At 39.8% G+C, this 12,942-nt stretch carries 12 protein-coding genes; 5 read left to right on the top strand and 7 right to left on the bottom strand.

Annotated features, from left to right (window positions below; all coding sequences use genetic code 11):
- Positions 1-122: 122 nt before the first annotated feature.
- The 4 genes from MKX73_RS09310 to MKX73_RS09295 form a co-directional block, all read right to left on the bottom strand.
- Positions 123-938, bottom strand: a complete 816-nt coding sequence (locus MKX73_RS09310) for an undecaprenyl-diphosphate phosphatase (protein ID WP_340717188.1) — start codon at positions 936-938, stop codon at positions 123-125.
- 48 nt (positions 939-986) lie between these two features.
- The gene (gene helD, locus MKX73_RS09305; RefSeq protein ID WP_340717187.1) at positions 987-3,179 is read right to left on the bottom strand and encodes an RNA polymerase recycling motor HelD; all 2,193 of its coding nucleotides are present in this window, start codon (positions 3,177-3,179) and stop codon (positions 987-989) included.
- Between the two features lie 281 nt (positions 3,180-3,460).
- On the bottom strand, positions 3,461-4,015 hold the full coding sequence (locus MKX73_RS09300; protein WP_008404666.1) for an NADPH-dependent FMN reductase: 555 nt from the start codon (positions 4,013-4,015) through the stop codon (positions 3,461-3,463).
- A gap of 166 nt (positions 4,016-4,181) precedes the next feature.
- Positions 4,182-4,952: an NAD(P)H-binding protein gene (locus tag MKX73_RS09295; RefSeq protein WP_340717186.1), complete on the bottom strand. Its 771-nt coding sequence runs from the start codon at positions 4,950-4,952 to the stop codon at positions 4,182-4,184.
- Positions 4,953-5,063: 111 nt separating this feature from the next.
- Here MKX73_RS09295 and MKX73_RS09290 point away from each other — a divergent pair, with 111 nt between their 5' ends.
- From MKX73_RS09290 to MKX73_RS09270, 5 genes are all read left to right on the top strand, one after another.
- Complete coding sequence (locus tag MKX73_RS09290; protein WP_340717185.1) at positions 5,064-6,098, top strand: PseG/SpsG family protein; 1,035 nt, start codon at positions 5,064-5,066, stop codon at positions 6,096-6,098.
- A gap of 92 nt (positions 6,099-6,190) precedes the next feature.
- On the top strand, positions 6,191-6,376 hold the full coding sequence (locus tag MKX73_RS09285; RefSeq protein WP_251689967.1) for an SE1832 family protein: 186 nt from the start codon (positions 6,191-6,193) through the stop codon (positions 6,374-6,376).
- A gap of 298 nt (positions 6,377-6,674) precedes the next feature.
- On the top strand, positions 6,675-8,255 hold the full coding sequence (locus tag MKX73_RS09280; RefSeq protein WP_340717184.1) for an ABC-F family ATP-binding cassette domain-containing protein: 1,581 nt from the start codon (positions 6,675-6,677) through the stop codon (positions 8,253-8,255).
- Positions 8,256-8,855: 600 nt separating this feature from the next.
- Positions 8,856-9,257 carry a transcriptional regulator SpxA gene (spxA, locus tag MKX73_RS09275; RefSeq protein WP_008404676.1) on the top strand — a complete coding sequence of 134 codons (402 nt, stop codon included), beginning with the start codon at positions 8,856-8,858 and terminating at the stop codon, positions 9,255-9,257.
- A 24-nt stretch (positions 9,258-9,281) separates the two neighbouring features.
- The gene (locus tag MKX73_RS09270; protein WP_340717183.1) at positions 9,282-9,707 is read left to right on the top strand and encodes a MarR family winged helix-turn-helix transcriptional regulator; all 426 of its coding nucleotides are present in this window, start codon (positions 9,282-9,284) and stop codon (positions 9,705-9,707) included.
- Between the two features lie 300 nt (positions 9,708-10,007).
- On the opposite strand, the gene MKX73_RS09265 is transcribed toward MKX73_RS09270, so the two are convergent.
- From MKX73_RS09265 to MKX73_RS09255, 3 genes are all read right to left on the bottom strand, one after another.
- Positions 10,008-10,553 (bottom strand): RNA polymerase sigma factor, encoded by a 546-nt coding sequence (locus MKX73_RS09265; protein WP_251689971.1) that lies wholly within the window; start codon positions 10,551-10,553, stop codon positions 10,008-10,010.
- 281 nt (positions 10,554-10,834) lie between these two features.
- Complete coding sequence (locus MKX73_RS09260) at positions 10,835-12,352, bottom strand: aminotransferase class V-fold PLP-dependent enzyme (protein WP_340717182.1); 1,518 nt, start codon at positions 12,350-12,352, stop codon at positions 10,835-10,837.
- Positions 12,339-12,881, bottom strand: coding sequence for a glycerol-3-phosphate acyltransferase (locus tag MKX73_RS09255; protein WP_340717181.1), 543 nt, complete (start codon positions 12,879-12,881; stop codon positions 12,339-12,341). Before MKX73_RS09255 ends, MKX73_RS09260 begins: the two co-directional genes overlap by 14 nt.
- Positions 12,882-12,942 lie beyond the last annotated feature (61 nt).

The following is a 12,942-nucleotide window of genomic DNA, read 5'->3' as shown; positions in this document are numbered from 1 at the left end:
CTTGAAAGGAAATAAACTCAAACAATTGGCAGGCTGAGTTTATTTGAAATATAGGGCTATCCTTTCCTTAAACTGAAAAACACGCTTCATAGTCTTTAAGACTACAAGCGTGTTCATCCATTCTAAAAGAATATTAATAATAAGATACCAACTAAAAAGCAGTAATACGTAAAGTAATGCAGCTTTCCGTTTTTCATAATGCCCATGAACCAGCGCATAGCGAAATATGTCATAAACAATGTCGCCAAGAATGTGACTGTATACGGAAGGGCTAAATCCATCTTGTTTGGTTCATCGAGGAAATCCGTGAACCCTAATACGACACCGCCTAAACTTACCGGAATATACAGCATGAATGAGAACCGCAGCGCCGTATCCTGTTTCATTCCGACAGCGATTGACGAAATAATTGTCGCTCCCGATCGGCTAATCCCCGGTGTTAATGCAACTGCCTGCCCAAAACCTACTAATAGGGCATCTTTTGCCGATAAATCCCCATCACGTTTCGTTCCGCGTAAATTACGAATTAACCATAAGGCAATCCCTGTCACAAACAGCATAATCGCGATTGTCGTCATGCTTACATTATCTGCAATAACATCGCTCAGCAGAACACCTAACACCCCTGCTGGAATCGAGCCGATAATGATGTAAAGCGCAAATTTAAAGTCAGCACGGTAACGCGGATTACGTGTTTTAATAAACATTAGGAATCCAGTGATTAATCGAATAATATCTTCACGGTAAATAAACATAATCGCAATCAATGATGCCGTATTCGTTAGAATCGCGAATGTAAAACCTTGTTCACCCATTCCCAATATTTCACTGACAATCATGACATGCCCGCTTGATGACACCGGTATCGGTTCAGTTAACCCTTGGACAATACCGATAATAAAATGCTTTAAAATTAAAATAAAATCAAAATTCTCCATTTATATCTCCTAAAAAAGTAGTTCTCTTCTTTTAGACGATAAAGACGCCTAAATGTTCACTTCTTTACGATAATACTGTTCCCCTATATGGGCAAGCGCTTTCGGCAATATTCCGTCCGTCACTAAAAATAATTGACGTGTAGCACGTGAAGCAATTGTATACAGTAAATACGCATCCATCTCTTCCTTGTATACATGGGCATTCGCATCTGCCACAAGAACCGTTGTGAACTCAAAGCCTTTCGCCATATAGCCTGGCATGATGAGCAGCCCCTTCATATATACTTTCTGTTCTTCTGTAACGAGCTGAAGCTGTGGAAGAAGTGGTTTTAATTCTTTGTATAATTGTTCGCATGCCAGCTTATTTTTGCATAAAATAACGAAGCTTTCCTCTTCTTTATAATGTGAACCGACAAGTTGGGCAATTGTTTCGCGCACTGCATTCGTTTCGATAATTTGCGGCTTATCCCCTGATACACCAAGCGACTCCGTTGTCGTATTGTTTAAAATCGCGCTCATAAAATCGGTAATTTCATTTGTCGACCGATACGATTTATTTAGCTCGACTGCTTTGAAGTGCTTGGACAATGGACCTGCAAGCGAGTCCTTCATTTGCGGATGCACGACCTGGTTTTTATCCCCCAATAATGTGTAATGCGCTTTCGGATGCATCGCTTTAATCGTCAACAGCTGCAAATACGAATAGTCCTGGATTTCATCAATGACAATATGTTTGATTGTATTATCTGTATATAAGCCTTTTACAACAGCTTGCATATACATGATCGGTGCCAAATCTTCGTAATATAATATGCGTTGTTTCAGTGTTTCAGTCGTTGCAGCCTGAATCGTCTGTGTCTTCAAATTATCATTTTGGTATGTTAACGAATGCAGATACATTTTGTTTAAATTGACAAACCCTAGCTGATGAATCGCACTTTCAAGTTTGCCGTACCTTTTTTGCAGCTTTTCATTTGCCTGCTGTTCGATTTCCTTATCTGTTCCAATATACGTATTGACCGCTTTTAATTCTTTCATTAATACTTTGCGGTCTTCCGTTTTTTCTTGTTCTATTTTTTCCAGCAGTACTGTACGGATTTTTTTCAGACGAAAATCAATATCCAATGTGCCGAACTTGTTATAAAACAAATCTGTCAGTTTTTTTGCGGAAACAAAAAGCGTTCCTTCCACCTTTAAATTATAAAACGGCATGCCGCTTTTCTTTAGACTTTCAATATATTTCAGCAACTGTTTGACGTATGCATGCGAGCCTTTAAATGCATAGTGCTCGCGTTCTTTCTTACTCGCCTTTTGAAGACGTTCAATATTTTCGTAGCTTGTTTCTGCTTTATAATAAGATAATTTTAAATCCCGCAGTAAACGGTAGTACGTCGTATGCTGGACATTATCCTCACCGAGCTCCGGCAATACGTTCGAAATGTAGTCATTGAACAAATCGGACGGGGAAATGAGCAAAATACTGCGTGCATTCATTGTTTGACGGTATTCATACAGTAAATAAGCAATTCGCTGCATCGCAACAGATGTTTTTCCGCTGCCGGGGGGACCCAGTACAATTAAATTATCTTTATTTGATGAACGAATGACGATGTTCTGATCACTTTGAATTGTTGCGACAATCGATTTCATCTTTTCTTTTGCCGTATCCTTCAGCAGGCTTTGCAGCACTTCATCGCCTACATAAATATCCGCATCCAGTACTTGCAACAGCTCATCATACTTTACTTTATACTGACGCCGGCCTTGAATCGTTACCGGAATATATTCTCCATCCGGAATCTGATAGCGTGCTTTTCCTACTTTATTTTCATAAAAAAGACTTGAAATCGGTGCACGCCAGTCATAAATCAGCACATCATCCGTTTTTGGTTCGCGGAATGTCGATAAGCCAATATATAAATGTTCGTGCTCCCCTTCTTCATTTTCAATTGAAATACGCCCGAAATACGGACTTTTATATAAAATTTTCATTTTGCTTAATTGCTCGCTGGCATTCATATATTCCCGTTCACGCAATTGCATTGTCTGCAGCATTTGCGAAAACTGGATAGCACTTTCCCCCGAAACATCATTAAATTCCGAAGATGCTTGTGAGCGTTCCTCAACAATGTCGCCTTTTTGCTTTTTTAATTGATTGGACTGTATCTTTATTTGTTGCTTGAGAAGAGCACTGATTTCTTTTAAATGTGTCTCTTCCTGTTGCCATATCGTATGTTCCATCTATCGGTTCGCCTCCAAATGCTCCGGAAGTAAAATCTTCACTTTGACATAAGTATTCATGGTACTCCAAAATGACGGTGGATTCAAATGAAATTATTCGTGCTTCCTAGTCATTACAAATTTTTACAATATCATTATAGCACCATCCCAACTTTAAATTATGGGGAATATAGAAAAATATTATACGCGAGTGGATATTCATGAACATTTGAAGGAATATTTTGCGTTTGCCGAAGAAATAAAAAAAGAAGCTTCCATATACTAATGGAGGCTTCTAATGGTTATTGCATATCAACTGCTTGTTTGGATAATGTTTTTGTCATTTCACAATATTGAACGAATACACGTGCAAGTTCGCGCAGGCGATTGTGCACATCTTCGTCGATAATTTTATTTTCTTTATCAAAGTGATCCGCATGTGTGTATACATAGTTTGGTGTAACTAGGCAGCGGAAGTAATCAAGTATCGGACGCAATTGGTTTTCAAGTACTAAATGATGCTGGTAAGTTCCTCCGTTGCCGATAATAGCGGCCGGCTTGTAGCGTAGAGCTTTTGGCGGAATCATATCAAAGGCATTTTTCAGTACGCCCGGAATCGATGCCTGGAAAATCGGTGATGCAAAAATGTAAGCATCCGCTTCTTCAAATTTTTGAATCATTTTTTTCATATCATCATTTAGCGGACTTCCGTCTAATATTTGATGCTGTAATTTTGAGAAGTATAAAATCTCTAATTCTAGCGAAGGGTTGAAAGCTTGAATATATTGTTGAACCTGTTCCAAAAGAACACCGGTTTTACGACCAAAGATGGTTCCATCGACAAGTAATATTTTCATAAATGTTCCTCCATGTAAATCATTGTACTCATATTGTATCAGAATAACATTGCTTTTTAATAGGTTGTTGCTTAGTAAAGTTCAATTTCAGTCTTTCGTCTGACATTGTTATACCGGGAAGGGAATTAGAATAATTTACCAGATTGCAAGGTGAGATGGATTCCCTTTATTTACCCCGCCCTTCATCCTCGCTGTCTACTGGCGGTTTATTGTATTTATCCCAGTTAAAAGTCACTTCTTCATCTGCTAAAGCTTCTTCCTTTTCGATCATGGGCATTTGCATTTCCAGCAGCTCATCTGATAAGTAAATCGCCACTTTTTGCTCTTTCCCCTGAAGTGCGATCACTTTCATCGCCAATGCGATTTGCATTGCTGGGATGGAATGCAGCTTTTTCAGCGGTCCGACCAAAACCGGGTTAAGTACCTTTAATACTTTATCGCCAATCGTTTCTCCCAGACGGAATTCTTGGCGATCTCCTGTAATGAGGGATGGACGTACGATTGATAATCGAGGGAAGTCCATATTAATGAGTTCTGCCTCCAATTTCCCCTTTACCTTACTATAATAAGCAAGTGCCCTTTCATTTGCTCCCATTGCGGAAATTACAATAAAATGACCGACCCCGCGGTTTTTTGCGATTGCTGCAATTGTTAACGGATACTCAAAATCGACCTTTTCAAACTGCTGCTTTGAACCCGCTTTTTTCATCGTCGTTCCTAAGCAACAAAATACTTCATGAGCAAATTCAATATCCTTGTCGGCAATCTGATCGAATTCACATAGCTTAACAACTAATTTTGGGTGCTTAAAATCAAGCGGCCTTCTCGAAATGACATTGACTGCAGCATACTCCTCACTCTCGCATAATAACTTCACAAGTGAAGAACCGACCAATCCTGTTGCACCTACGACCAACGCTGAGCGCATCGTTTTCATATGTTTCCTCTTTTCTAAATTTTGATGTATGTATAAGCAGAAAACTCTCTCATTCATAATTTCGGCAATTCCACCATATTTTATAGAGATAGTGGAAAGGATGGGATTTACGTGCAAAAAAGAAAAATTATATGGATTATCGAGCATTGTGAGATTAAAGGAACATATCCTTTTGAGCGTGCAGTAACTTTGGCAAATCTGTTGCAGGATGAAGAGGTCGTTCTCTTTGTAAAAACTGCAAATGAACAGCTTCTTGATAAATTGGCCCAAACTGGCTTAAATATTGTAAAGTTTGAACGTTTTAACGAACTTAAAAAGAAAATCCATGAATTTGAGCCTCATTTAATCATCCATGAAGGTAAAGATACCCAAGTCGAACAAATTGAAATGATTAAACCGTTTTGCCCGACGATTGTTCATTTTGACGATTTTGGCATGGGCGCACAGCTTAGCGACTGTCATATTGTTGCGTTGTTCGGGGAATCCCATGAAGAGCCGCATACACATGAGCTTGCCGGCAGCTATGCATTTGCCGTACCGCCTAGTTTAGAAAAAGTCGCACATCAAATCCTTGAAAAACCCGATAGCTCGATTAAAGATTCACTTCCGCATATTGTTGTCGCATTTGAAGATGGGGATAGCAACAATCTGACTTACCGCACTTTACGCCACCTGACACAGCTGCAAATCCCATTGAAAATTTCGGTTGCGATTGACGATGACTACCCTCATGACATCGATAGTCTAAAAATGATGGCGTTAAGCCGAAAAAATACCGTGATCGTCCGAAAATCCGATGCCCTGCTCGAGCTGATGCCGCAAGCAGACTTGATTATTTGCAATGCCAACTATACGCCATATAAAGTGGCGGCAGCCGGAATCCCTTGTATTACAACGGCTCAGCAGGACAATGAGCTGAACTATGCATTCACACGTGAGATGAACGGCTTTATCCATATCGGGCTGGGCCGGAAAATGAAGCAGTCCATAATTCAAAATGCCGTGATGGAACTCTTGCTCCACGAACAGCGCCGTGAACGGGCTGTCCGCAAGCAGCGCAGTCTTGAAATTCTGACAAACAATGAAATACTGAAAAATCTGCTTCTCGATTTAGCTTATGCACGTCACAATATGGCACATATTTAACTTAAAAAATTAGGCTTTCCCCAACACATAAATGTATGCATTATGTTACAATATGAAAAGATTAATTTCCGAAAATAAAGGAGTAATTAATGATGCAAACAAAAGACCAGCTTCAGCAGGAAATCGCCGAATTAAAGAATGATTACATCAATCTTCAAGGCGATATGGAAAAGCTTGAATCACTTGGCCATGCAGACTCAGTAAAACAAGCGCTCGCACGCCTTGAAAATATGGAAGCACGGCTAGCAGAACTAAACAAACAGCTCGCAGCACTTTAATGTTGCGGGTTTTTTTTGAGCAAAAACTAAGGTAATATAATGCCGTCTTTGGTATACGTTGATTTCCGTTTCGGCGGACGCTTTCCGGGGCATGGCCTGAGCCTGTAATCTCAGGTGTCACGCTATTCCCCCAGGAAGCTTTGAGTGACTTCTTTAACTCCGCTTCGCTCTGCAACGAAAGGCGGAGCCGGCAGTTGCACTCACCGCCTACACTCCAATCAACTAAAATATCCGCTAATTTTATATTACTTTTAACATACTATTACTTACACAATCAAAACACTCGGAGGATTATTATATGGCAATATTAACTGTTGAAAATTTAGGTCATTCATTTGGTGACCGTACCTTATTTAAAGAAGTTTCATTCCGTCTTGTTGAAGGCGATCATATCGGACTTGTTGGTGCAAACGGTGTTGGGAAATCGACATTGATGAGCATCATCACAGGACAGGCAATTCATGATGAAGGTAAAGTAGAATGGCTGCCGGGTACACATTACGGTTATCTGGATCAGCATACTGTTTTAACTGCCGGCCGTTCTATGCGTGATGCATTACGTGATGCGTTTGCCCCTTTATATAAGAAGGAAGAGCGTTTAAATGAAATTTCAGTTGAATTAGGCGAGCCTGATGCAGATTACGACAGCCTATTGGAAGAAATGTCTGAAATTCAGGATGCACTTGATGCTGGTGATTTCTATAATCTTGATATGAAAATCGATGAAATCGCCCGTGGTTTAGGATTGGATGCAATTGGTCTGGAGCGCGATGTTGCCGCATTATCCGGTGGTCAGCGTACAAAAGTTTTACTGGCTAAGCTTTTACTTGAAAAACCGAAAGTATTATTACTGGACGAGCCTACGAACTATCTTGATGAAGAACATGTTACCTGGCTGAAAAATTACTTGAAAAACTACCCTTATGCATTCCTATTAATTTCACATGATACGGAATTCATGAACAATGTTGTCGATGTAATTTTACATTTAGAATTTGCGAAAATGACGCGTTACACTGCGACATATGAGAAATTTATCGAGCTTGCGGAAATCAATAAGCGCCAGCATATCGATGCTTATGAAAAACAGCAGGAATTTATTAAGCAGCAGGAAGATTTCATTGCACGAAACAAAGCACGCTACTCAACAAGCGGTCGTGCAAAATCACGTGCAAAGCAGCTGGATCGTATGGAGCGAATCGATCGCCCGGAAACTGCTGTGAAACCGGAGTTCAGCTTTAAAGAAGCGCGTACACCTGGCCGTTACGTAGTGGAAGCTGAAAACCTGGTAATTGGCTATGATAAAGAAAAACCTTTATTACCACCACTTACATTCCAAATCGAACGTGGTGAAAAAATTGCGTTAGTCGGCATGAACGGTGTCGGGAAATCAACTTTACTAAAAACGATGTTAGGCAAAGTTCAGCCATTGGACGGTAAAGTAATTTTAGGCGACTATTTGGAGCCATCTTACTTCGAACAGGAAGTAAAAGCAGATAAAATCACACCGATTGATGATGTTTGGAATGCGTTCCCTTCTATGGAACAGGCACAAGTTCGTGCAGCATTGGCACGTGCCGGCCTGAAGACAGACCATATTACTCGTCCGCTGAATTCACTTTCAGGTGGTGAGCAGGCAAAAGTACGTCTTTGCAAGCTTATGATGGATCAAACAAACTGGCTGATCTTTGACGAACCGACAAACCATTTGGACGTTGATGCAAAAGAAGAGCTTAAACGCGCCATGAAGGAATTCAAAGGTACAATTGTTCTTGTATCGCATGAACCGGATTTCTATGAAGGTTTAGCGACGAAAGTATGGAACGTGCAAGACTGGTTCACGACTCGTGAAACGAAGGAATTAAACGAATTTAAATAATGAAGCAGTGCACTCTTTTTAAGGAGTGCGCTTTTTTTATTGCACCGAAAGAAAATTGTGGCAAATAATTGAAATTTTCAATTATTTTTTAGAATTATTTTCCAACAGAATAATTCTTAGCAAGGACTTTCCAGTATAACTGACGAATATAGTAGATGTTCGAGCTTTATTAGGTACCTGCCTAACTTATCGGAACAATTGCTGTTTTATTGGGTAATCGCAGTTCTATCTCCTCTTATTCCAGAAAAAGTTTTTAAACAGGAAGTTCTATCTGGAATATTTCGAGAATATATTAAAAAGTCGCGGTCTTTTAGAGCACTTCAACTACATATTAGAATAATTTTCTGTTCAAAACTAACCGCACCCAGCAGTCCCCTCTCTCTTCTAATTTCTACTTTACAAAACTGTAATATTAAATTAGAAACTTTTTATAGTTTTATACGTATAATTTATTAGAAGAATGGGTAAACAGTTAAAGGGAAACATATAATAAACTTATTGCATTATAAATAGCTTACTGGTAAGATATTATTATAAGTAAATGTCTTACAACTAAGCTATCACCAAATTATTGATTATGGGAAAGCGAGGAAATTAATTATGACAGTAACAATCTATACACAATCGAGCTGTTCCTCATCACGAAAAGCATTGAAATGGCTAAACGAAAATAATATTACTTATACTGAAAAAAGAACAACTTCTCAATCTTTGACTTTAGCAGAGTTTAAACATATTTTAAGTATGACAGAAGATGGAACGGATGAAATTATTGCGACAAACTCAAATGATTTCAAAAACCTGGACATTGATATTGACCAGTTATCCATTCAAGAACTGTACAACTTAATACAGCAGCATCCTCGTATGTTGCGCAGCCCTATTTTACTTGATGAAAAACGCATTCAGATCGGCTATAACGAAATGGACATTCGTCGTTTCATCCCTCGTAAAGTGCGTGCATTTGAATTAAATGCCCTTCAAAAATTAGCCGTAGAATAGTGATAACATTTGGAGTTGACACTGATGAATGAGCATAAACGCGAGCAGTTAACCGAACTTTTTGAAAAAATGACATCGTTGGAACGCAAAATTGCTAATCAATGGAACAGTCAAAATCAGTTAGGCTTCTCGAAATCACATATTTTAATCTTGGCTTACTTGCATACAGACGGACCAAAGCGCCCTTCTGCCATTGCGGAAAAGTTGAAAGTGACAACAGGTGGCGTGACCGTTTTGACGACGAAGCTCATTAAGGCGGGGCTCATTGAAAAAACACAAAATGAAACGGATCGCCGCGCTTCGCAAATTCATATTACCGAAGAAGGAATCGAAGTGCTCGAACGCTCTCGTCAGCAAGTAGATAATCTTTTTGAAAACCTTTTCGGTATGTTAACAGAAGATGAAATAAAAACTTTAACGGCAATCTTTGATAAATGTACGAAGTTTTAAAACACATGAGCAGCGGATGCTCATGTGTTTTTTGTTTAGCTCCTCCCCTGTTTTGAATCGCCACTTACTTTGAAAAGTAACAGCTTGTCATCGTGTGTAATTTTATTAGTCACTTTTCTGCGGATATTAGTCATTCTTTCACTGATATTAGTCTAACTCTCTTAGTTATTAGCCATTCCTTCACTGATTTTAGTCAAACTTGCTTCGATATTAGTCAATCACAATAAGATAACAGCCACTTTCCATTCACACAAAAAAAGCTACGGCAACTTTCTGCCATAGCTTTCGTCCTAACTATTACTAAGCCAATACTGCTTCTGCGACACCATTGTCGGATAATAAAATTTCTTTTAAGCGTGCTTTTGCGCGGAACAGGCGAGATTTCACGGTACCGATTGATACTTTCATCAGCTCGGAAATTTCGGCTAATGAGAATTGGTCAACATAGAAATACCATAAAGTTTTTTGGTAAATGCTATCAAGCTGGCCCATTTTCTCTTGCACGATTTTTGTGATTTCTGTTTTTTCCACAAGTTCTTCTGTCGTAAAATCATTGTTGGGAACCAAATCTAAAATCGGTACGTCTAATTGTTCAGGTTGATTCATCATGTATTTACTGCGACGTACATTTTTGCGATAGCGGTCGCGGAATGTATTCATCGTAATTGTTGTAAGCCATGCTTTTACATGGTCTACTTTTGATACAGATTCTTCATAGCGTACAACTTTTACCCAAACTTCCTGCATTAAATCTTCTGCTTCGTTTTGATTGCGTGTAAGCTTTAAGCAAAGATGGTAAATGTAGCGGTTGTATTCATCATAAATAGTCGTTAATAATTCGTTCATTTGAAAGTCCTCCGATAGATTTTATATGAAGTGCACCTTGGCATAATTACATCGTATGTGTATGTTAAATTTCCTTATGACCTTATTGTGCCAAATTAAACTATTACACTCTATCGGATTGGCTTTCAATTACCTTACAATGCTGTAAGATTGGTTGTAATCATTTGAACGAAATTAATGTTTCTGCATTATACTTTCTATTTATTAGTAAACGTCACTTCATGTAGCTGGTCCCCAAGGAGTCGCCTCCCCTCCATTCCAATCAACTATCCCTTAACCCCCTACAACGTTTCCATTACATAAGTAAGCAGTTGTTGTAATCTTTTAAAATCCTTATCGAAAGTTGGCTGGATTGTGCTGATTTGAGCGATGTTGCGTTCTTTTAAATAAGCGCTGTCACCATGCAGCAAAAAGCCGTTTAATGCGCATATTGTCAGAATTTCAGCCATTTTTGGATGTTCCCATGTTGCAATCATCGGATAAGTTGCCGTTACATCAAGCGCTGAATTTTTGATTGTTTCCATCCGCTTTTTCAATACTTCAAAGCGTTCCGGATACAACTTGAGTGCATCGCTGACTGCCTCCACCAAATAATGCGGCATGGTAAACGGAATTTGTTTCTCAATATAATAAGGCAAATTCATATATAACGGCGCATCACTGGAAACCGGCCGTTCCTTACAAAAGATGAAAGCAAGTCCCGCCATCGTGCCAAGTGACTTCCCGCTGACTGCTGTTGCATAATGAAGCCCCTGCATCGAAAGCATCACGGAACCAAACGAACTAATACAGTCTGCACACAGCTTTATATCATATTTTTCAGCGAGCTCCGTTAACTCATCGAGCGGATTCAATGTACTGTTCGACGTTTCGCCATGGACAAATACAATGTAACGATAACTGTCCTTTTGTAAATATGCTTCAATTTGCGCAATATCGAATGGTTTCCCCCATCCAATATCGACCTTTTCAATATGTAGTCCCCACTGTTTTCCCTGATTATAAAGACGATCGCTGAATTCCCCGTTCACTAATACTAGTCCGGCTTCATTAGGAAATTCACTTTTCATCTGGCCGAGCATCGCATCATTGGCAAGTGTTCCTGTACCGACAAGCGGTATGACGTAATTCGCCTTTGCAAGCTTACATAATTCATCTTTCATATGTTCAAGCTCTTGCCGGAATTTTACGGAGCGGTGAGAAATTGTTGATGGGATGAGCGGCTTTTCCAATGCAACCGGCCCCGGGAAAAATACACTATTCTGTTCACGCAGACGCTCACGGAAAACCGCACTGTCCTGCCGTGTTAACACCATCGGCAAATAACGCGCGTCCTCTGTCCCGACAGCTGCAGCAAATTGTCTGAATCCCATCTGTGTATACATTTTTTCTTCGCGTACCGTTCCGGAAATGACACATGCTGTATACCCCTCATCATAAAAATAGCGGTAGATTGCTGTTGCAAGCTTCGTAAAAACACGTCCGTTCCGGTGATCCTTTTTCACTGCAAGCAGCCGGATTTCACATAAATGTCCACAAACTTCTGCATCCAAATAGTTTTCCACATCCCCGATTTTCCGGTCGATTGAAAATGGCCGTGTATCACGGAATGCGACCATGCCGACCATTTCCGTTTTTTTATAAACAATGACATATACATTTTCATCATGAAATTTATCGACAAGACGACGCGACGGATTGTGCTCATGCTGGGGAATTTCCTCCACAAATGTCTCATAGTTTAATGCTGCGATTGCATCGAATTCTTCATCTGTTGCTGCAATTTTACTCCAGTACATTCGGTTTCACCCTTTCAACAATGCTATGACGCTGTTTCCAAATAACGAGAACAAGTGCAATCGATACGATAAACCCTGCCTCCATATATACGCTCACTACTATTCCATATAAGATGAATCCACCTGTCATGCTGAGTGTTGCACTTTTTGCTACAAACAGGCTCAATAAAAAACCTGCTAAAAATACGAATATCAGTAGCGGCGAAAAAGCGACCATTGCTCCGATTACCGTTGCGACTCCTTTTCCGCCTTTTCCTCGATTCCAAAACGGGTACAGATGGCCAAGCACTACAGCGATGACGGCAAGAGCAATTGTCAGTTCTGGTAACTCAAGCATACGCCCTGCTATCACAACGATTAGCCCTTTCAAACCATCCCCCACCGCCACGAGGATAAAAGCCCACTTTCCTAATGTGCGCCCGGCATTTCGTGCCCCAAGATTGCCGCTATTCACATGTTGCAGATCAATTCCTTTTACTTTCCCTATAACGACTGCAAAAAGGATTGTACCGAATAAATAACTTAGCAATATATAGAACATCCTGATCACCCTTTTGGATTTATTATTTTTATCGTAGCGTATTTAGGCA

Origin of the sequence: Solibacillus sp. FSL W7-1436, from assembly GCF_038007305.1 — a bacterium.
In the GTDB taxonomy this organism is placed as follows: domain Bacteria; phylum Bacillota; class Bacilli; order Bacillales_A; family Planococcaceae; genus Solibacillus.
The sequence above is the reverse complement of the archived record's forward strand: the minus strand, read 5'-3'. Positions and strand labels throughout refer to the sequence as shown.

Coding starts and splice junctions, on each gene's coding strand:
- MKX73_RS09295 (WP_340717186.1), bottom strand. CDS start 4,952: ATGAAAACGATGCGCTCAGCGTTGGTCGTAGGTGCAACAGGATTGGTC.
- spxA (WP_008404676.1), top strand. CDS start 8,856: ATGACAGTAACAATCTATACACAATCGAGCTGTTCCTCATCACGAAAA.
- MKX73_RS09310 (WP_340717188.1), bottom strand. CDS start 938: ATGGAGAATTTTGATTTTATTTTAATTTTAAAGCATTTTATTATCGGT.
- MKX73_RS09285 (WP_251689967.1), top strand. CDS start 6,191: ATGCAAACAAAAGACCAGCTTCAGCAGGAAATCGCCGAATTAAAGAAT.
- MKX73_RS09260 (WP_340717182.1), bottom strand. CDS start 12,352: ATGTACTGGAGTAAAATTGCAGCAACAGATGAAGAATTCGATGCAATC.
- MKX73_RS09280 (WP_340717184.1), top strand. CDS start 6,675: ATGGCAATATTAACTGTTGAAAATTTAGGTCATTCATTTGGTGACCGT.
- MKX73_RS09270 (WP_340717183.1), top strand. CDS start 9,282: ATGAATGAGCATAAACGCGAGCAGTTAACCGAACTTTTTGAAAAAATG.
- MKX73_RS09300 (WP_008404666.1), bottom strand. CDS start 4,015: ATGAAAATATTACTTGTCGATGGAACCATCTTTGGTCGTAAAACCGGT.
- MKX73_RS09265 (WP_251689971.1), bottom strand. CDS start 10,553: ATGAACGAATTATTAACGACTATTTATGATGAATACAACCGCTACATT.
- helD (WP_340717187.1), bottom strand. CDS start 3,179: ATGGAACATACGATATGGCAACAGGAAGAGACACATTTAAAAGAAATC.